Consider the following 18,114-nt stretch of genomic DNA (forward strand, 5'->3'; position numbering starts at 1 on the left):
GGAACAGGCGGCGCATGGAGGCCTCAGCGCTGGGCAGTGGCGGTTGCGGGCTGATCCAGCCCGAAATGGCGGCGGTAGCGCTCGTCCATGCGGTCCATCTTCAGCAGGACCGGGAAATCCGCGGCGTTGAAATCGGGGTCCCAGGCGGGCTCGCCACAGACCTTGGCACCCAGCTTCAGGTAACCCTTGATCAGCGGCGGCACGCGCGCCGGCAAGGTGCTGTTGAGCTTTTCCACCGGATAGCGGTGCAGCGGCGTCACGCGCGGCTCATCGCCCTGCGGCAGCTGCTTGGAAATGGTGCGCCACACTTCGGCGGCGGTGACGCCGTCGTCGCGCAGGCTGACGCTGGCGCAGCCCAGTACGTACTGGTAGCCGCCCCGGCGCAGGTATTCGGCCAGGCCAGACCACAACAGCATGATCACGCCGCCGCTGCGGTAGTCGGGATGGGTGCAAGAGCGGCCGACTTCGACCAGCTCGTCCTGGATGGAGCCCAGCCCGGACAGGTCGAACTCGGACTGCGAGTAATACCCGCCAGCCTCTCGCGCCTTTTCCGGCGTCAGGATCCGGTAGGTGCCGACTACGCGGCCCGTATCCAGCTCGCGGACCATCAGATGTTCGCAGAACGGATCGAAGCGATCATGCTCGATGCCGTCCTGGGCGTCGGGGAACACCGCGCCCATGTCCTCGGTGAAGACGTCGTAGCGCAGGCGTTGAATCTGCTCGATTTCTTCAGCGGTGCGCGCCAAGCCCACCACCAGCACCTTGGCGGCGGCGCCGGTCCAAGGTTCCGCGGCATTACGGCTCGGATTGATGCGTGCTAATTCCAGCATTGCGCGAAGCTCCTAGAGAGTCCAGCCAGTGTGGACGCCCTGTATGTCAAAGACTTGACCAATATGTTACGTGACTATGAAGTTTAGTCTGGAGCGAATAAATCAATCCTCCGCCCAAATCGACAAAACTTTACAAATCTATACAACCCTTGAACAAACAAAGGCCACCCGTCACGCGCCGGGTGGCCTTGCTCGAAATCGTAAGGCAGCGTTTATCCCAGGCTGGCCGCAAGCTTCTCGGCGCAGGACACGGCCAGGGCTTCATCCTCGGCCTCGACCATGAGGCGCAGCTTCGGCTCGGTGCCCGAAGCGCGGATCAGGATGCGGCCGCGGCCGTCCAGCTCGGCTTCGACGGCCTTGCGCGCCGCGCTCAGGCCGGCATGCGTCTTCCAGTCCTGGCCCGGGGTCAGCGGCACATTGATCATCTTCTGCGGATACATGCGCAGATCGCTCACCCACTCCGCCAGCCCGACCGAGTTGCGGCGCAGCGCAGTCAGGACCTGCAGCGCGGCGACGATGCCGTCGCCCGTCGAATGGCAGTCCAGGCACAGCAGATGGCCGGAGCTTTCGCCGCCATACAGCCAGCCGCGCGCCTGCATCTGCTCCAGCACGTAGCGGTCGCCGACATTGGCGCGCTCGAAGCCCACGCCCAGCCGCTGCATTTCGCGTTCGAAGCCGAAGTTGGTCATCAGCGTGCCGACCACGCCGTCCACCTTGCCGCGCTGCATGCGTTCGCGGACGATGGCGTACATGAGTTCGTCGCCGTTGTAGATGCGGCCTTCGCCATCCACCATCTGCAGGCGGTCGGCGTCGCCGTCCAGCGCGATGCCCAACTGAGCGCCGCGGGCGTGCACTTCCTTGGCCAGCAGCTCGGGATGCAGCGCGCCCACACCCTTATTGATGTTGAAGCCATCCGGATTGACGCCGATGGCGTGCACTTCGGCGCCCAGTTCGCGGAACACGTGCGGCGCGATGTTGTAGGCGGCGCCATGGGCGGCGTCCACCACGATCGTCATGCCGTTCAGGTCCAGATCGTTGGGGAAGGTGCTCTTGCAGAACTCGATGTAGCGACCCTGCGCGTCGCCCATGCGGCGCGCGCGACCCAGCGCTTCCGAGGCGACGCAGCCCAGCGGCTCGTCCAGGGCGGTTTCGATGTCGGCCTCGATCTCGTCGGGCAGCTTCATGCCCTGCGCCGAGAAGAACTTGATGCCGTTGTCCTGGTACGGATTGTGCGAAGCGCTGATGACAATCCCCGCCACCAGTCGCAGCGCCCGGGTCAGGTAGGCCACCGCGGGGGTCGGAATCGGACCGGCCAGCAGCACGTCGATGCCTGCCGCCGACAGGCCGGCTTCCAACGCGGATTCCAGCATGTAGCCGGAGATCCGCGTGTCCTTGCCGATCACGACCTGCGGACGGCTGCCGCCGCGCACGGCGTGCTCACGCGCCAGGACGCGGCCGGCCGCGTAACCCAGACGCAGCGCGAATTCGGCGTTGATCACCGGACCGCCGACTTCGCCGCGGACACCGTCGGTACCGAAATATTTGCGTCGAATCATGAACTGAGTGCTCCTTGTTCTGCCGCGTGCCATACCTTGAGCGCGTCGACCGTGGCCGCCACATCGTGCACCCGCACGATGGAAGCGCCACGCGCCACGCAGGCAAGCGCCGCGGCGATGCTGCCGGGCAACCTGTCGCCCACGGGCCGGCCGGTAGCCTGGCCGATCATGGTTTTGCGCGAGAGGCCGATCAGCAATGGATAACCGGCGCTGCGCAGGCTGGACAGCCGGCGCAACAGTTGGAAATTCTGGTCGCCCGTCTTGCCGAAGCCGAAGCCCGGGTCCAGCACGATGCGGCGAGGATCGATCCAGGCCGCGCGCAGCTTGTGCGCGCGAGCCCCCAGGAAGAGTCCGATTTCACCGATCAGGTCGGTGTACTCGGGCGGGGCGGCCTGCATGGTGCGAGGTTCGCCCTTCATGTGCATCACGCAAAGCCCGCAGCGCGAATGCGCCACCGCCTCGACGGCGCCGGGCTGCCTGAAGCCGTAGATGTCGTTGATCATGTCCGCGCCGGCATCCAGCACGGCGCGCATGACTTCCGGCTTGAAGGTGTCGATGGACAGGGGCACGCCGCAATCGCGCAGCGCCTCCACCACCGGCAGCAGCCGAGCCAGTTCGTCGGCCACGGACACCGGATCGGCCCCGGGGCGCGTGGATTCGCCGCCCAGGTCCAGGATCTGGGCGCCTTCGGCGATCAATTGGCGCGCATGCGCCACTGCGGAATCCGTATCGTCATGCTGGCCGCCGTCGGAAAAGGAGTCCGGCGTGACGTTGACGATACCCATGACAAGCGGGCGCTCGAGATCAAACTCGAAGCGCCCGCAAAGGAAGTTATTTGCCATAACTCAGGATGAGCAGCCTCAGACAGCGGCAGCCGTATTGCCACCTGCCGCCAGGCCCGTGGGCGGCGTATCGGACGTATCCGACGGGCCCTGAGGCGTCTTCGGGGGACGCGGAGGACGGCCCTCGATGATGTCGTTGATCTGGTCGGCGTCGATGGTTTCCCATTCGAGCAGCGCGGAGGTCATGACTTCGACCTTGTCGCGGTTGTCTTCCAGGATCTTGCGCGCAACGCTGTACTGCTCGTCGATGATGCGGCGGATCTCGGTGTCCACCTTCTGCATGGTGGCTTCCGACATGTGCGTGGTCTTGGTGACGCTGCGGCCCAGGAACACTTCGCCTTCGTTCTCGGCATAGACCATCGGGCCCAGCTCGTCGGTCATGCCGTAGCGCGTGACGATGTCGCGGGCGATGGCGGTGGCGCGTTCGAAGTCGTTCGAGGCGCCCGTCGTCATCTGGTCCATGAAGATTTCTTCGGCGATGCGGCCGCCGAACAGCACGGCAATGGTGGACAGCAGACGACCCTTGTCCATGCTGTAGCGGTCGGTCTCAGGCAGCTGCATGGTCACGCCCAGCGCACGGCCGCGCGGGATGATGGTGACCTTGTGGACCGGATCGGTCTTGGGCAGCAGGCGGGCGACGATCGCGTGGCCGGACTCGTGGTACGCGGTGTTCTTGCGTTCCTCTTCGGGCATCACGATGGAGCGGCGTTCCGCTCCCATGATGATCTTGTCCTTGGCCTTTTCGAAGTCGGACATGTCGACCGTGCGGCCATTGCGGCGGGCGGCGAACAGCGCGGCTTCGTTGACCAGGTTGGCCAGATCGGCGCCCGAGAAGCCCGGGGTGCCGCGCGCCAGCACGGTCGCATCGACGTTGGGCGACAGCGGAACCTTGCGCATATGGACCTTCAGGATCTGCTCGCGGCCGCGGATATCGGGCAGCGGCACCACGACCTGGCGGTCGAAGCGGCCCGGGCGCAGCAGCGCGGGATCCAGCACGTCGGGACGGTTGGTCGCGGCGATGACGATGACGCCCTGGCCGGACTCGAAGCCGTCCATTTCCACCAGCATCTGGTTCAGCGTCTGTTCGCGTTCGTCGTTGCCGCCGCCCAGGCCGGCGCCACGCTGGCGGCCGACCGCATCGATTTCGTCGATGAAGATGATGCAGGGAGCGTGCTTCTTGGCGTTTTCGAACATGTCGCGCACGCGGGCCGCGCCCACGCCGACGAACATTTCAACGAAGTCGGAACCCGAGATGCTGAAGAACGGCACCTTGGCTTCGCCCGCGATGGCCTTGGCCAGCAGCGTCTTGCCGGTACCCGGCGAGCCGACCATCAGCACGCCGCGCGGAATGCGGCCGCCCAGCTTCTGGAACTTGCTGGGGTCGCGCAGGAAATCGACCAGTTCCTGGACGTCTTCCTTGGCTTCGTCGCAGCCGGCAACGTCGGCGAAGGTGATCTGGTTGGTGTTCTCGTCGAGCATGCGGGCGCGCGATTTGCCGAAGCTGAACGCCCCGCCCCTGCCGCCGCCCTGCATCTGGCGCATGAAGAACACCCAGACGCCGATCAGCAACAGCATGGGGAACCACGACACGAAGATGCTCATCAGCAACGACTGCTCTTCGCGCGGCTTGCCCGACACCTGGACGCCATACTTCAGCAGATCGGAGACCATCCAGAGGTCGCCCGGCGAAGTCAGCGTGTAGGCGCGGCCCGCGTCAGGGGTGACGTACAGCACGTCGCCCTGGACGTCGACCTTGCGGATACGTCCCGCCTTGGCGTCGTCCATGAACTGCGTGTAGGTCACGCCGTCCTGGGTCTGAGCGCGTCCGTCGAACTGTTTGAAGACAGTGAACAGCACGAGGGCTATCACCATCCAGACAGCGACTTTCGAAAATGAATTATTCAAGGTCGATCTCCTGCTTTCGATTCCGACCGGCGACCGCGCACCCGCATATGGCACAGTCACAAGTATGTCAATAGCTCATTCTACCCTGTCAGACCAGATTGCGTCCCGGGATGCCTGAGCCCCTCTGAGTTTTGTCTTATTCGCGAATTTTCTGGTCGTTGTCCCGGCAGGCTGTAGGTTTTTCGAATCCGAGGCGGCGCGCCCCGGACCCGGGCTACTTCAGATCGCGCGCAACCAGAAAGGTTTCGGAGGATTTGTCCCGCGATGCCTTCGGCTTGCGTTCGACCACCCGCTTGAAGCGCTGCTTGAAGGATTCCACGATCTGCGAAAAGCCGCTGCCGTGGAAAGCCTTGACGATCAGCGCCCCGTTGGGCTTGAGGTGGGCGCAGGAGAATTCCATCGCCAACTCGCACACATGCTGGATGCGCGCGGAGTCGGCAATACCCACCCCTGACAAGTTGGGGGCCATGTCGGAAATAACAAGGTCCACCGCGCGCGATCCGACCATGTCTTCCAATTGTTTCAAAACTTCATCTTCGCGGAAGTCGCCCTGGATGAATTCAACGCCCGCCACGGGTTCCATGGGCAGGATATCGAGCGCGATGATGCGTCCGTCCACGACCCCGCCCGGCCCCGCCAGGCGCTCGCGCGCCACTTGGGACCAGCTGCCGGGCGCCGACCCCAGGTCGACCACGAGGTCGCCCCGGCGCATCAGCTTCTCGGTATCCAGGATCTCGATCAGCTTGAAGGCGGCGCGGGCCCTGTAGCCCTTCTGTTGCGCCAGCTTCACATAGGGATCGTTGATGTGCTGGTGAATCCAGTCTTTAGAGAATTTATTCTTGGCCATTACCGTACAATTCCACGCATGCCTATATTAGAACTTACCTCTCGTGAGCGCAGCGACCTTCGGTCCGCCGCTCACCCTTTGCGCCCCGTCGTCCTGATTGGCGACAATGGCCTGACCGAAGCCGTGCTCAAGGAAATCGACCTGGCGCTGACTTCGCATGGCCTCATCAAGGTGCGCGCCGGCGGCGACGACCGCGAGGCCCGCGACGCAATGCTGTCGACCATCTGCGACACGCTTTCCTGCGCCCCGGTGCACCACCTGGGCAAGACGCTGATCCTGTTCCGCCCGCTGGCCGGCAACATCAAGCCCGCCGCGCTGGCCGCCATGGAACCCGAACGCCCTGCCAAGCGCCGCGCCTCTGAGCCGCACACGCCCAAGAAGCTGGCCGCCGAAGGCAAGACCCTGGCCAAGCGTCCGCGCCGCAGCGAATCCGAAGAGCCCAAGCCGAAGACGCGCTTCGTGCCCCAGGACCAGCTCAACAAGAACGGCAAGCCCATGCGCCCTGGCACCAGGAAGACCACCGCCAGCGGTCACGGCATTCCCCGCCGCGCCGGCAGCGCGCTCAGCCTGCGGGCCGGAGCACGCAGCGGCACCAGCCGCAAGTCGACGAAAAGGTAAGTGCAGGCACAAAAACGGGCGCTTTACGCGCCCGGTCCACCATAGCGATCCGCATTAAACCGCGGAATTCAGTCGAACGCACGGTTCGGACTATGGTGTTTTGACAACTTCCAGCTTACTACGTTGGCGTCAGATGTAGCGCACGCCCAGGACTTCATACTCGCGAACGCCAGCCGGGGCCTTGACCTCGACCACATCGCCTTCGCTTTTGCCGATCAACGCGCGCGCCACCGGGCTGGACACGGAAATCAGGTTCGACTTGATGTCGGCTTCAACGTCGCCGACGATTTGGTACGTCACACGATCGCCCGAGTCCAGGTCCTCGATGTCGACGGTGGCGCCAAACACGGCGCGGCCTTCGGCATCCAGGGCGGTAGGATCGATCAGGTGGGCGTTGGAAAGCGTGCCTTCAAGCTCGGCAATCCGGCCCTCGATAAAGCCTTGGCGCTCGCGAGCAGCGTCGTACTCGGCATTTTCCGACAGATCACCCTGCGCACGCGCTTCAGCGATCGCGTTGATAACGGCAGGACGTTCCACGGTTTTCAGCCGCTGGAGCTCTTCTTGCAAGCGCTCGGCCCCGCGCACGGTCAAAGGAATGGCAGACATGTCGTTTCCCAAACAAAAGTAGAAAACGCCCCGGACGGAGCGTTCTCGGTGAAGGTCGGAATCCTGGCGCGCGCAGGCAGCCGGGTAAAAGCAAAAACTGGCGAGCGGCGCGGACGACCAAAACAAAACCCCGGCTCGGGTCGGAACCGGGGCAATCAAGGTCATATTGTGGTCAAAGTCCACGGGAATTGCAAGCCGCCGGAGAAACCGCTGTTTTCGCCGCATTTCGCCGCTGTAACCCGCTAAAACCCGTCATTTTTTTCAGTTTTTCCTGATCCGCCCGAAAGCCGGATGGGGCAGGCCGCAATCGCGCTCCGCAGCGCAGGTGTGGCGTAAAAACTACTCTTCGATAGTTTTTTGCAACAGCCGAGGCTTACCTCTCAAAAACGCCAGCAAAAACGGACTGAATCAGTATAAAACAACAAATTGTGTCATTCATAACAATTTAATACATTGAAATCACTGCCGATTGGCCGGGCTGCTGATCGCAAGCACGTGCCAGGCGCAGGAGTCTTGTTTTTGCGGGTAGTTGCAGTGGAGGCGGACGCATCGCAGCCACCCGGCGCGACGTTCGCCATTCCGCCACTCGGCGGGCGGCCTGGGCCGTTCCTTCGCACGGCGGATCGCGTTCAAGAACGAGGAGCTCTCATGCTGGAAAAATTGAAAGTCCGTACTGGAATGCTGTTGGTGCTGGGCTGCTTCGTCGTCGCCCTGGCGCTGGCTTGCGGCTTGAGCTGGATGAACGCCGAAAAAAGCGTGACCGAGATCAAGGACCTGAACAATGTCGCGGTCCATCAGGTCGACCCGCTCTACGAAGCCAACGCCGCCCTGCTGCGCGCGCGACTGGCGCTCGGCGCGGGCATGGCTGCCATGCAGGCCGGCGGCATGGACCAGGCCGGGCTGGCCGGGGACGAAGCCGCCAGCCATCTGAAGCAGGCGCGCGAGCGCTTCGCCCGCTACATGGCCGTCCCCAAGAGTCCTCGCGGTCAGGAGCTGGCCCAGACGCTGCAGGGACGCTTCACCGAGTACGCCGCCATCCTGGACACACTGGAATCCGACCTCAAGGCACGCTCGCCTGCCAAGTACCGCCAGGACGAGGGACGGCTGCCCCAGGCAGACGCCTACTTCATGAAAGACATGCAAGCCTTCCTGGCCCGGGTCCAGGAGCGCAGCGACGGCGTGCTGGCAAGCTCGGAGCAAACCTACTCCACCGCCCGGATCTCGGCGGTCGCGCTGATATCCGCCGCCCTGCTGCTGACGGCATTGTGCTGGACCTTCATCCGGCGCGCCGTGCTGCGTCCGCTGCAGGAGGCTGGCAGGCATTTTGACCGCATCGCGGCCGGCGACCTGACGAACCGCGTGGAAACCCGCTCCAACAATGAGATCGGCGTCCTGTTCGCTTCGCTCAAACGCATGCAGGAGGGCCTCACCCGCACGGTGACGTCCGTGCGCCAGGGGGTGGATGAGATCAATGTGGGCGCGGCGGAAATCGCTGCCGGCAACTCCAACCTGTCAGTGCGTACCGAAGAACAGGCCGCGGCGCTCGAAGAAACCGCATCCACCATGGAAGAGCTGGCGGTGACCGTCAAGCAGAATGCGGAAAACGCCGCCCAGGCCAATCAGTTGGCCGCGGTCAGCATGGACGTGGCGCAGCGCGGCGGCCAGAACGTGGAGCAGGTGGTGGCCACCATGCACGGCATCTCGGACAGTTCGCGGCGGATCGCGGACATCGTGTCCGTTATCGATGGCATCGCCTTCCAGACCAACATCCTGGCGCTGAATGCCGCGGTGGAAGCCGCGCGCGCCGGCGAGCAGGGCAAGGGCTTTGCCGTGGTCGCGGGCGAAGTCCGCACCCTGGCCCAGCGCGCGGCGCAGGCCGCCAAGGAGATCAAGACGCTGATCGAAGCTTCGGTGGACACTGTCGCCGCCGGTTCGGCCCAGGTCGCCGCAGCCGGGCAGACCATGCAGGAAATTGTGGATTCCGTGCAGCGGGTGGCGGCGATCATGGCCGAGATCTCGGCCGCTTCGACGCAGCAAGCCGGCGGCATAGACCAGGTCAGCCTGGCAATTTCGCAAATGGACGAGGTGACCCAGCAGAACGCCGCGCTGGTCGAGGAAGCGTCAGCGGCGGCAGCCGCGATGGAGGAACAGGCGCGGCGCCTGGCGGAAGCCACCGCGGTATTCAAGACGCAATCCGGACAGGTGATCGAGGCGGTGCCGGTGGCCGTGACCGCCACGGCCTCTGCCACGAGGCTGTCGGGCACCTAGGCGCGCTGGCCGGCCACGCGCGCGACGCCGGGTCCGCGCGTGGTCGCGCCGCTTACTTCCTGCGGCGCAGCAAGGCGTACAGGATGATGGCGCCGAAGGTGGCGGTGCCGATGCCACCCAGCGTGAAGTTACCCAACTTGACCGTGAAGTCGCCCGCGCCCAGCACCAGCGTGACCGCAGCCACGATGAGGTTGCGGTTGTCGCTGAAGTCCACTTGGTTGACCACCCAGATACGGGCGCCGGCAATGGCGATCAGGCCGAACACCACCACCGACATGCCGCCCAGCACGGGCCCCGGGATCATCTGGATCAGCGCGCCGAACTTGGGCGAGAAGCCCAGCACGATGGCGATCAGGGCGGCGACCACGAACACCAGGGTGGAATAGATGCGCGTGACCGCCATCACCCCGATGTTCTCGGCGTAGGTGGTGACGCCCGTGCCGCCCACGGCGCCGGACACCATGGTGGCGACCCCGTCGCCGACGAAGGCGCGGCCCAGATAGCGGTCCAGGTCCTGTCCGGTCATGGCGCTGACGGCCTTCACGTGGCCCAGGTTCTCGGCCACCAAAATGATGGCGACAGGCACGATCAGGCCCATGGCCTCGGCCTTGAACACCGGCGCGGCGAAATGCGGCAAGCCGAACCAGGCCGCGGCGGCCACGCCCGAAAAGTCGATGGGCTTGCCCAGCCCCATGCCGTTGGCCAGGATGCCGTACACCACGCAGGCCAGGATCATGCCGACCAGGATCAGCAGGCGCTGCACCATGCCCCTGGTGAACACGGCGATGCCGCCCACGCAGAGGATGGTGACCATGGACATCACGCTGTCGAAACCGGATGCGCCCATCGCGCCCTTGGCGGCGATCGGGGCCAGGTTCAGGCCAATGACCGCAACCACCGCGCCCGTGACGACGGGCGGCATCAGGGTGTCGATCCAGTTCGCGCCGCCGCCGGCGCGCGCGTTGACGAACCAGACGATCAGGCCGATCAGCGTGTAGGCCAGGCCGCAGGCGATGATGGCGCCCAGCGCGACGCCGATATTGGCGTTCGCCCCGCCGCCGGCATAGCCGGTCACCGCGATCACGCCGCCGATGAAGGCGAAGCTGGAACCCAGGTAGCTGGGAACGCGTCCGCCCACGAACAGGAAGAAGATCAGCGTGCCGATGCCTGACATCAGGATGGCAACGTTCGGGTCAAAGCCCATGAGCAGCGGCGCCAGCACGGTGGAGCCGAACATGGCAACCACGTGCTGGGCGCCCATGGCCACGTTCTTGGGCCAGGACAGCCTTTCGTCGGGCGCGATGATGACGCCGGGCTCGGCGTCGTCCGCCAGGCGCCAGCGCGGAAAGTAGGAATTGGACATGGATATCCCAAAGTAGGTGTTGGGTGTGAGCGGGCGCCAGTGTAAAGGGGGCCGCAAACAGGGGGCAATGCTTAAGTTCACCGTCAGAATGCCGTACTAGTGAAAACCCCGAAATCCTCATAGGCGGCAGGAGCAATCATGGCGATCGATCCCATCAGCGGCAGTTCCCGAATCAACAGCCTGGCCGACCTCTGGGCCCAGAAGATCCAGGCCAACAAGGAAGCCAAGAGCGCCTCGGACGCGGAAGCGAGCACGGTGTCCGCGGACGGCAAGATCCGCGTCAACAACCCAGGCGGCCTGAAAATGGGCAACGTGCAGGAAGCCAAGGAAACCGAAGACTCCAGCAACGACGACGCCTACACACGCCAGATCAAGGAACTGCAGAAGCAGCTCAAGCGCGTGATGGACCAGATCGCCAAGGTCAAGGCCAGCAGCATGCCGGCCGAAATGAAGGCCCAGCAACTGATGGCGCTCAACGCCCAGGCGATGCAGATCCAGCAGCAGATCACCGCAGTGATGGACAAGCAGGCCCGGGCCATGCAAGGCGGCATATCCGCCACGGCCTAGCGGGCAAGGCTCGGCGCCCCGCCCGGCCGGGGCGCCCGCATTGATGGCGCGCATCAAAATTTGTGATTGGACGCTGCCCAGGCCGGCCAGTACTGTCTCCGGACAAATCTAAAACTACGGAGACAAACCATGCATGCAATGCGCACAGCCCTTGCAGGTGCGGTGCTGGCCGTTTGCGCGGCCCCTGCCCTGGCAGGCACCGTCACGGTGATCACGTCGTTCCCCAAAGATCTCACCCAGGCCTACAAAACGGCCTTCGAAAAGGCCAATCCGGGCATCACGCTGGAAGTCCTGAACAAGAACACGGTATCGGGCATCGCCTATGTGCGCGAAACGCCCGCCGGCCAGCGCCCCGAGGTGTTCTGGGCCAGCGCGCCCGACGCCTTCGAAGTGCTGGGCCGCGACAAACTGCTGGCAAGTTCCACCGACGTCGCCAACAAGCAGGTGCCTGACAAGATCGGCAACTATCCCATCAACGATCCGGGCGGCATGTATTTGGGCCAGGCCCTGGCCGGCTACGGCATCATCTACAACACCCGCTACATCGCGGCGCACAAGATCCCTGCGCCGGTGGAATGGAAGGACCTGCTGTCGCCGCAGTGGTTCGGCCATGTCGGGATCACCTCGCCGTCGCGCTCGGGCACCATGCACCTGACGGTGGAAACCATCCTGCAGGGCGAAGGCTGGGACGAAGGTTGGAGCACCTTGCTGCGCATGTCGGGCAACAGCAGCGCCGTGACCGAGCGTTCGTTCGGCGTACCCGACGGCGTGAACAACGGCCAGTTCGGCGCCGGCCCGGTGATCGACTTCTTCGGCCTGTCCAGCAAGTATTCCAAGTTCCCGGTCGAATTCGTCTACCCCTCCGAAACCGCCATCGTGCCGGCCAACATCGCGCTGATCGCCGGCGCGAAGAACTCTGAGGAAGGCAAGAAGTTCATCGCCTTCACCCTCAGCCAGGCCGGGCAGGAACTGCTGCTGGAGCCCAAGATCTCGCGCCTGCCAGTGCTGCCCTACACGGCGCTGGCCGGCAAGATTCCCCAGGGCTACCCCGACCCCGCCGAAATCGCCAAGCGCAGCAAGGTGCAATTCAACGCCGACCTGTCGCAGTCGCGCTATTACGTGGTGCAGTCGCTGTATGACCAGACGGTCACGTTCCGCCTGAAGGAACTGCAGGCCGCCACCAAGGCCATCTACGACGCCGAAGCCAAGCTGGGCGACAAGGCCAAGAGCGGCAAGGCTGCCGAACTGCTGGCGCAGGCCCGCAAGCTGACCTGGGCGCCGCTGATCGACGGAAAGAAGGCCGCCGACCCGGCCTTCCTGGCGATCTTCGCCGGCAACAAGAAGGACGCCGCCGTAAACCAGCAGATCACTCAGCTGGAAGGCGAATGGAACGGCCGTTCCAAGGCGAACTACGAAGAAGCCGTGAAGCTCGCCAAGCAGGCCGCCGCGCTCTAGGCCGCCACACCCGCAGGACGCGCAGTGGACGGGCCGGTCCCGTCCACTGCCGCGGTTTTCCCCTGGCAACGATTTCGGGAATCTCGATGAATTCTTCGGGCCACTCGCGCCTGCCCGTCGGCCCCCTGCTGACGGCGCTACTGGTGTTCGGTTTTCTGCTGCTGTTCCTGGCCGTGCCGGTGGGCACGGTGTTCTACAGCGCCTTCGTGAACGCCGACGGCAGCTTCACCATGGGCCACTTCGGCGCCTTCTTCAACCAGCCGCTGATGAAGGAAGCCTTCTTCAACAGCCTGTACGTGGCGGGCTGGTCGGCGCTGCTGGCGTCCCTGATCGCCGTGCCGCTGGCGTACTTCACGGTGCGCTTCGATTTCCGCGGCGCGCTGCTGATCCAGACGCTGGGCGTGCTGCCGCTGATCATGCCGCCCTTCGTGGGCGCGGTCGCGATGCAGCTGATCTTCGGCCGCTCGGGCAGCGTGAACCTGCTGCTCAATGACTGGTTCGGCTTCACCATTCCGTTCATGGAAGGCCTGAACGGCGTCATCTTCGTGGAAGCGCTGCACTACTTTCCCTTCATCCTGATGAACCTGGTGGTGGCGCTGCGCAACATCGACGGCGCCATGGAAGAAGCGGCCTTCAACCTGGGTTCGCGGGGCTTTCGCCTGTTCCGCCGCGTGATCTTCCCGCTGGCCCTGCCCGGCTACGTGGCTGGCGCCTCGCTGGTGTTCGTCAAGGTGTTCGACGACCTGGGCACGCCGCTGGTGCTGGGCACCACCAACATGCTGGCGCCGCAAGCCTATCTGCGCATCACGCAGGTGGGCCTGGAGGACCCGTTGGGCTATGTGATCAGCGTGATCATGGTGGGCTTCTCGATCCTGGCGTTGTGGCTGTCGGCACGGGTCCTCAAGGGCCGCGATTACTCCACCCTGCAGAAGGGCGGCGGCTCCATCCAGAAGCGCAAACTGCGCCCGATGGAGAGCGTGCTGGCCTATGGCTGGATCATCCTGGTGCTGCTGCTGGTGCTGTCGCCGCACATGGGCGTATTGCTGCTGTCGCTGGCCAGCGTCTGGAGCTTTGCGCCGCTACCTGACGGCTACACGCTGGCGCATTACGCCGCGGTGTTCTCCGAGTCGCAAGGCATGATCGCCAACACCCTGCTCTATTGCGGCCTGGCCGCCGGCGTGGACGTGATCCTGGGGACTGCCATTGCCTACCTGATGCTGCGCACCCGCTTGCCGGCGCGCCAGTGGCTGGACTTCCTGGCTTCCGCGGCGCTGGCGATTCCAGGCATCGTGCTGGCCATCGGCTTTCTGCGCACCTTCCGCGGCATAGAGCTGCCCGGCACGGGCACGCTGCTGACCTCGTCGTGGATCATCATCATGATCGCGTACTCGGTGCGCCGGCTGCCCTACGCCCTGCGTTCCTGCGTGGCCTCGCTGCAGCAGATCAACATCTCGCTGGAAGAGGCGGCGCAATCGCTGGGCGCGACGCGCATGAGCACCATACGGCGCGTGGTGGTGCCGCTCATGGCGGGCGGCATGCTGGCGGGCTTCGTGACCAGCTTCGTGACGGCGGCCGTGGAACTGTCGGCCACCATCATGCTGGTGACCAAGGACAGCCAGGCGCCCATGAGCTACGGCATCTATCTGTACATGCAGAGCGCAGCGGGGCGGGGTCCCGGCGCCGCGCTCGGCGTCCTGGCGGTGGCCGCGGTGGCCATCGGCACGTATGTCTCGCACCTGCTGGTGGAGCGCGCCCAGTCGCGCCAGCGGCCGGCTCGCAATGAAGGGGAATCCGCATGAAGAAAGTCAGCGTCGAATGCCGCAACATCCGGCTGTCCTATGGCAAGACGGAAGTGCTCAAGGACGTCAACATCAGCATCGAACCCGGCGAGTTCTTCGCGCTGCTGGGCCCCTCGGGCTCGGGCAAGTCCACGCTGCTGCGGCTGATCGCCGGCTTCAACCGGCACAGCGCCGGGCAGTTGCTGGTGGACGGCAAGGACATCAGCGGCACGCCCCCCTGGAACCGCAACATCGGCATGGTGTTCCAGAACTATGCGCTGTGGCCGCACATGACGGTCTGGGACAACGTGGCCTTCGGCCTGGTCGAACGCAAGCTGCCGCGCGCCGAGATCCATGCCAAGGTGGAGGCCGCGCTGGACCTCGTCGGCCTGTCCCAGTATGGCAAGCGCCGCCCCAACCAGCTTTCCGGCGGGCAGCAGCAGCGCGTGGCCCTGGCGCGCACCATCGTGATCGAGCCGCAGGTGCTGCTGCTGGACGAGCCTCTGTCCAACCTGGACAAGAAGCTGCGTGTGCAGATGCGCCAGGACCTGCTCAGCCTGCAGCGCCGGCTTGGCATCACCACCATCTTCGTCACCCACGACCAGGAAGAGGCCATGACCACCGCCGACCGCATGGCGGTGCTGGACCATGGCGTGGTCCAGCAGATCGGCGCGCCCAGCACCTTGTTCGACTATCCGGTGAACCGTTTCGTCGCCAACTTCGTGGGCACGATGAACGTGCTGGAAGGCGACGTGCGCGAACGCACCAGCGGCAGCGTGGTGCTGGCGGTGGAAGGCGTGGGCGACCTGCACCTGCCGCTCACGGGCGAAGCGCCCGCCGCTACCCGGCTGGCGGCCAGCTTCCGCCCGCACACGGTACAGATCGAAATGGCGGACGGGCTGGGCGACGCGCGCTATGTGTGGCTGCCGGGCATCGTGGAAAGCAGCGAGTTCCTGGGCGAGTTCACCCGCTATCAGGTGCAGATCGGCGAGCAGCGGCTGACGGCGGACCAATCGCATCTGGCCGGGCTGTCGCCCTTCCCCATCGGCGCTCCGGTTTCCATCGGTCTCGAACCTACCCAAGTGCGGCTCCTGGCGGCCTAAACTCGGGGCCATGGAAATCTATCAGATCCGCGCCTTCGTCACCGTCGCCCGGCTGGGCAACCTGACGAAGGCGGCCGAGGCGCTGTCGCTGACCCAACCCGCCGTGACCGCGCAGATCAAGGCGCTGGAACAAAGCCTGGGCGTGGCCTTGTTCGACCGCAGCGGCGGCAGGCTGGCCTTGGCCAAGGCCGGCGAGGTGCTGCTGCCCACCGCCGAATCGCTGCTGGTGCTGGGCGCGCAGTTCAAATCCGAAGCCCAGCAGCTGCAAGGCAGCCTGCATGGCGCGGTCGAGCTGGGCGTGCCCAGCGAAAAGCCGGATTTCCTGCGCCTGGGCGAACTGGCCTCGGCCGTCACCCAGCGCCTGCCGCTGGTCGAGCTGAAGACCCAGACCCTGCCTGCCGCCGCGTTGGCGGAACAGGTCAGCACCGGCCGCCTGCCGGCGGCGCTGATCATCGCCGCCAATCCGCCGCGCGGCGTGCTTTGGCAGCCCCTGCGCAGCGTGCGCTACCGCATCGCCATGCCCAAGGAGCACGCCGCCGTGCTCAAGCGCGGCGGCTGGCGCGAGGTGGCGCAATTGCCCTGGCTGGACGGCCCCGCCGGCAGCCATACGCACCTGCTGTTGCGCGACATGTTCGAACGCCATGGCCTGTCGCCGCGCATCGTGATGCAGAATGACGACCAGGCCAACCTGGACGCGCTGGTGCGCGCGGGCGCCGGCTGCGCCCTGCTGCGCGAGGAAGCCGCGCTGGCCGGCGCGGCCTCGAACGACTTCATCGTCTGGGGCCAGGCGCGCGTGGACGCCATGCTGGGATTCATCCTGCCCTATGAGCGCGCTAGCGAGCCCGCGCTGGTCGCGTTAAGCTCGATCATTCAAACCATCTGGAAACCGCGCGCGCCCCTCGCGTCCGGCCAGCTCTAAATCCGCATCAAGACCGTAATGACTGAAATCTGGTTCATCCGCCACGGCGAAACCGACTGGAACCGCCAGCGCCGCCTGCAAGGCTGGCAAGACATCCCCCTCAACGAATTCGGCGTCAACCAGGCCAGCCTGCTGGCCGCGCGCATGCGCGAAGAGGCCCGCCACACGCCCATCCACGCCATTTACAGCAGCGACCTGCAGCGCGCCCACGCCACCGCCGTGCCAGTGTCCGAACAGCTGGGCCTGCGCGTGCGCGTGGAGCCGGGCATCCGCGAGCGCGGCTTCGGCGTGCTGGAAGGCCTGGACCACGAACGCATCGATGTGCTGGCCCCCGAAGCCGCTGCCGCCTGGAAGAGCCGCGACCCGCTGCGCCCGCTGGACGGCGGCGAAACGCTGGGCCAATTCCAGTCCCGCGTCATTTCCACCGTGGACGACATCGCCAGCCGCCACGACGACGAACGCATCCTGATGTTCACGCACGGCGGCGTGCTGGACATCATCTGGCGCCATGCCTCGGGCGTGCCGTTGAACGGGCCGCGCGACGCCTCGCTGCTGAACGTCAGCATCAACCGCGTCGGCGTGCAGGGCCGTAAATGGCAGGTGCTGGACTGGGGCGACGTGGGCCACGTGACCGACGAAGTCGGCAACGACGTGGTGCCGTGAACGCTTAGCGCGCGCGGCGCGGCTTGCGCGGCGCGTTGCGCGCCAGCCTGTCGTAGACGGCATTGGGCAACAAGCGCATCAGCTTGGCCACGATGCCCATCTGCCACGGAATCACCACATAGGACGCGCCCCGCCCGATCGCGCTGCGCGCGCGGCGGGCGAAGGCGTCTGCTTCCATCAGGAAAGGCATGGAATACGGGTTGTGGGCCGTCATCGCCGTCTTGATGTAGCCGGGCGCGATCGTCACCACGTCTATGCCTTCGGCGGCCAGCTCCAGCCGCAGGCTTTCGCAATAGGTCACCACCGCCGACTTGGACGCGCTGTAGGCGCCCGCGCCCGGCAGCCCCCGCACCCCTGCCACGCTGGCGATGCCCACCAGCCTGCCCGACCCGGCCTGGCGCATGGACGCGATGAAGGGTTCGAAGGTTGCCACGGTGGCCAGCAGATTGGTGTCGACGATGGCCTTGAAGACGTCGTAGTCTTCGCCATGCTCGGTCAGGGTGCCGGCGCTGATGCCGGCGCTGGCGATGACCACGTCCACGCGACCCTGGCAAAAGGCAATGAAATCCTGTGCCGCGGCATGCAGCGCCTGGCGGTCGCGCACGTCCACTGCATAGCAGCGGTGCTCGCCGGGCAGGCTGTCGGCCAGTTCGCGCAGCGCGTCCTCGCGCCGGCCCAGCAGGCCCAGCGTGGCGCCCGTGGACGCGTATTGCTGCGCCAAGGCGCGTCCCAGGCCGCTGCTGGCGCCGGTGATGAAGACTCTTTCCATGTGTGCCTGATGCCTGTCGTAGCGT

The 18,114-nt window shown here is 65.3% G+C and carries 16 protein-coding genes; 8 read left to right on the forward strand and 8 right to left on the reverse strand.

The genetic code is table 11. The features are described 5' to 3' along the window. Positions 1-23: 23 nt before the first annotated feature. The 5 genes from IB259_RS11380 to IB259_RS11400 form a co-directional block, all read right to left on the reverse strand. A complete protein-coding gene (locus IB259_RS11380; protein ID WP_125471471.1) occupies positions 24-830 on the reverse strand; it encodes a GNAT family N-acetyltransferase in 807 nt (268 codons plus the stop codon). Positions 831-1,042: 212 nt separating this feature from the next. Further along, entirely contained in the window at positions 1,043-2,386 is a 1,344-nt protein-coding gene (gene glmM / locus IB259_RS11385; protein ID WP_119450615.1) for a phosphoglucosamine mutase, read from the reverse strand. Further along, positions 2,383-3,228 (reverse strand): dihydropteroate synthase, encoded by an 846-nt coding sequence (folP, locus tag IB259_RS11390; protein ID WP_054451362.1) that lies wholly within the window; start codon positions 3,226-3,228, stop codon positions 2,383-2,385. The genes glmM and folP overlap by 4 nt, the downstream gene beginning before the upstream one ends. Before the next feature lie 18 nt (positions 3,229-3,246). Next, entirely contained in the window at positions 3,247-5,133 is a 1,887-nt protein-coding gene (gene ftsH, locus IB259_RS11395; RefSeq protein WP_054451363.1) for an ATP-dependent zinc metalloprotease FtsH, read from the reverse strand. A gap of 214 nt (positions 5,134-5,347) precedes the next feature. Beyond that, on the reverse strand, positions 5,348-5,980 hold the full coding sequence (locus IB259_RS11400) for an RlmE family RNA methyltransferase (RefSeq protein ID WP_054451364.1): 633 nt from the start codon (positions 5,978-5,980) through the stop codon (positions 5,348-5,350). Between the two features lie 18 nt (positions 5,981-5,998). Between IB259_RS11400 and IB259_RS11405 the strand changes: the two genes are divergently transcribed. Continuing rightward, positions 5,999-6,598, forward strand: a complete 600-nt coding sequence (locus IB259_RS11405) for a YhbY family RNA-binding protein (RefSeq protein ID WP_054451365.1) — start codon at positions 5,999-6,001, stop codon at positions 6,596-6,598. 129 nt (positions 6,599-6,727) lie between these two features. Here IB259_RS11405 and greA read toward each other — a convergent pair whose 3' ends face one another. After that, positions 6,728-7,204 (reverse strand): transcription elongation factor GreA, encoded by a 477-nt coding sequence (gene greA, locus IB259_RS11410; protein ID WP_054451366.1) that lies wholly within the window; start codon positions 7,202-7,204, stop codon positions 6,728-6,730. 648 nt (positions 7,205-7,852) lie between these two features. Between greA and IB259_RS11415 the strand changes: the two genes are divergently transcribed. After that, on the forward strand, positions 7,853-9,472 hold the full coding sequence (locus IB259_RS11415; protein WP_054451367.1) for a methyl-accepting chemotaxis protein: 1,620 nt from the start codon (positions 7,853-7,855) through the stop codon (positions 9,470-9,472). Between the two features lie 52 nt (positions 9,473-9,524). On the opposite strand, the gene IB259_RS11420 is transcribed toward IB259_RS11415, so the two are convergent. Beyond that, positions 9,525-10,835, reverse strand: coding sequence for a solute carrier family 23 protein (locus IB259_RS11420; RefSeq protein WP_054451368.1), 1,311 nt, complete (start codon positions 10,833-10,835; stop codon positions 9,525-9,527). A gap of 138 nt (positions 10,836-10,973) precedes the next feature. Here IB259_RS11420 and IB259_RS11425 point away from each other — a divergent pair, with 138 nt between their 5' ends. The 6 genes from IB259_RS11425 (at position 10,974) to IB259_RS11450 (ending at position 17,320) form a co-directional block, all read left to right on the forward strand. After that, a complete protein-coding gene (locus tag IB259_RS11425; protein ID WP_054451369.1) occupies positions 10,974-11,402 on the forward strand; it encodes a hypothetical protein in 429 nt (142 codons plus the stop codon). Positions 11,403-11,531: 129 nt separating this feature from the next. Then, the gene (locus tag IB259_RS11430; RefSeq protein ID WP_054451370.1) at positions 11,532-12,857 is read left to right on the forward strand and encodes an ABC transporter substrate-binding protein; all 1,326 of its coding nucleotides are present in this window, start codon (positions 11,532-11,534) and stop codon (positions 12,855-12,857) included. 86 nt (positions 12,858-12,943) lie between these two features. Beyond that, positions 12,944-14,656 (forward strand): iron ABC transporter permease, encoded by a 1,713-nt coding sequence (locus IB259_RS11435; protein WP_054451371.1) that lies wholly within the window; start codon positions 12,944-12,946, stop codon positions 14,654-14,656. Further along, a complete protein-coding gene (locus IB259_RS11440) occupies positions 14,653-15,738 on the forward strand; it encodes an ABC transporter ATP-binding protein (RefSeq protein ID WP_054451372.1) in 1,086 nt (361 codons plus the stop codon). The genes IB259_RS11435 and IB259_RS11440 overlap by 4 nt, the downstream gene beginning before the upstream one ends. A 10-nt stretch (positions 15,739-15,748) precedes the next feature. Further along, positions 15,749-16,657, forward strand: coding sequence for a LysR family transcriptional regulator (locus IB259_RS11445; RefSeq protein ID WP_175214343.1), 909 nt, complete (start codon positions 15,749-15,751; stop codon positions 16,655-16,657). A gap of 18 nt (positions 16,658-16,675) precedes the next feature. Further along, on the forward strand, positions 16,676-17,320 hold the full coding sequence (locus IB259_RS11450; protein ID WP_013395601.1) for a histidine phosphatase family protein: 645 nt from the start codon (positions 16,676-16,678) through the stop codon (positions 17,318-17,320). A gap of 4 nt (positions 17,321-17,324) precedes the next feature. Here the strand turns inward: IB259_RS11450 and IB259_RS11455 are convergent, their stop codons facing one another. After that, positions 17,325-18,089, reverse strand: coding sequence for an SDR family oxidoreductase (locus IB259_RS11455; protein ID WP_054451375.1), 765 nt, complete (start codon positions 18,087-18,089; stop codon positions 17,325-17,327). Positions 18,090-18,114: the final 25 nt, after the last annotated feature.

It is taken from the genome of Achromobacter sp. ACM04 (assembly GCF_014851465.1).
GTDB classification, from domain to species: Bacteria; Pseudomonadota; Gammaproteobacteria; order Burkholderiales; family Burkholderiaceae_B; genus Achromobacter; species Achromobacter aegrifaciens.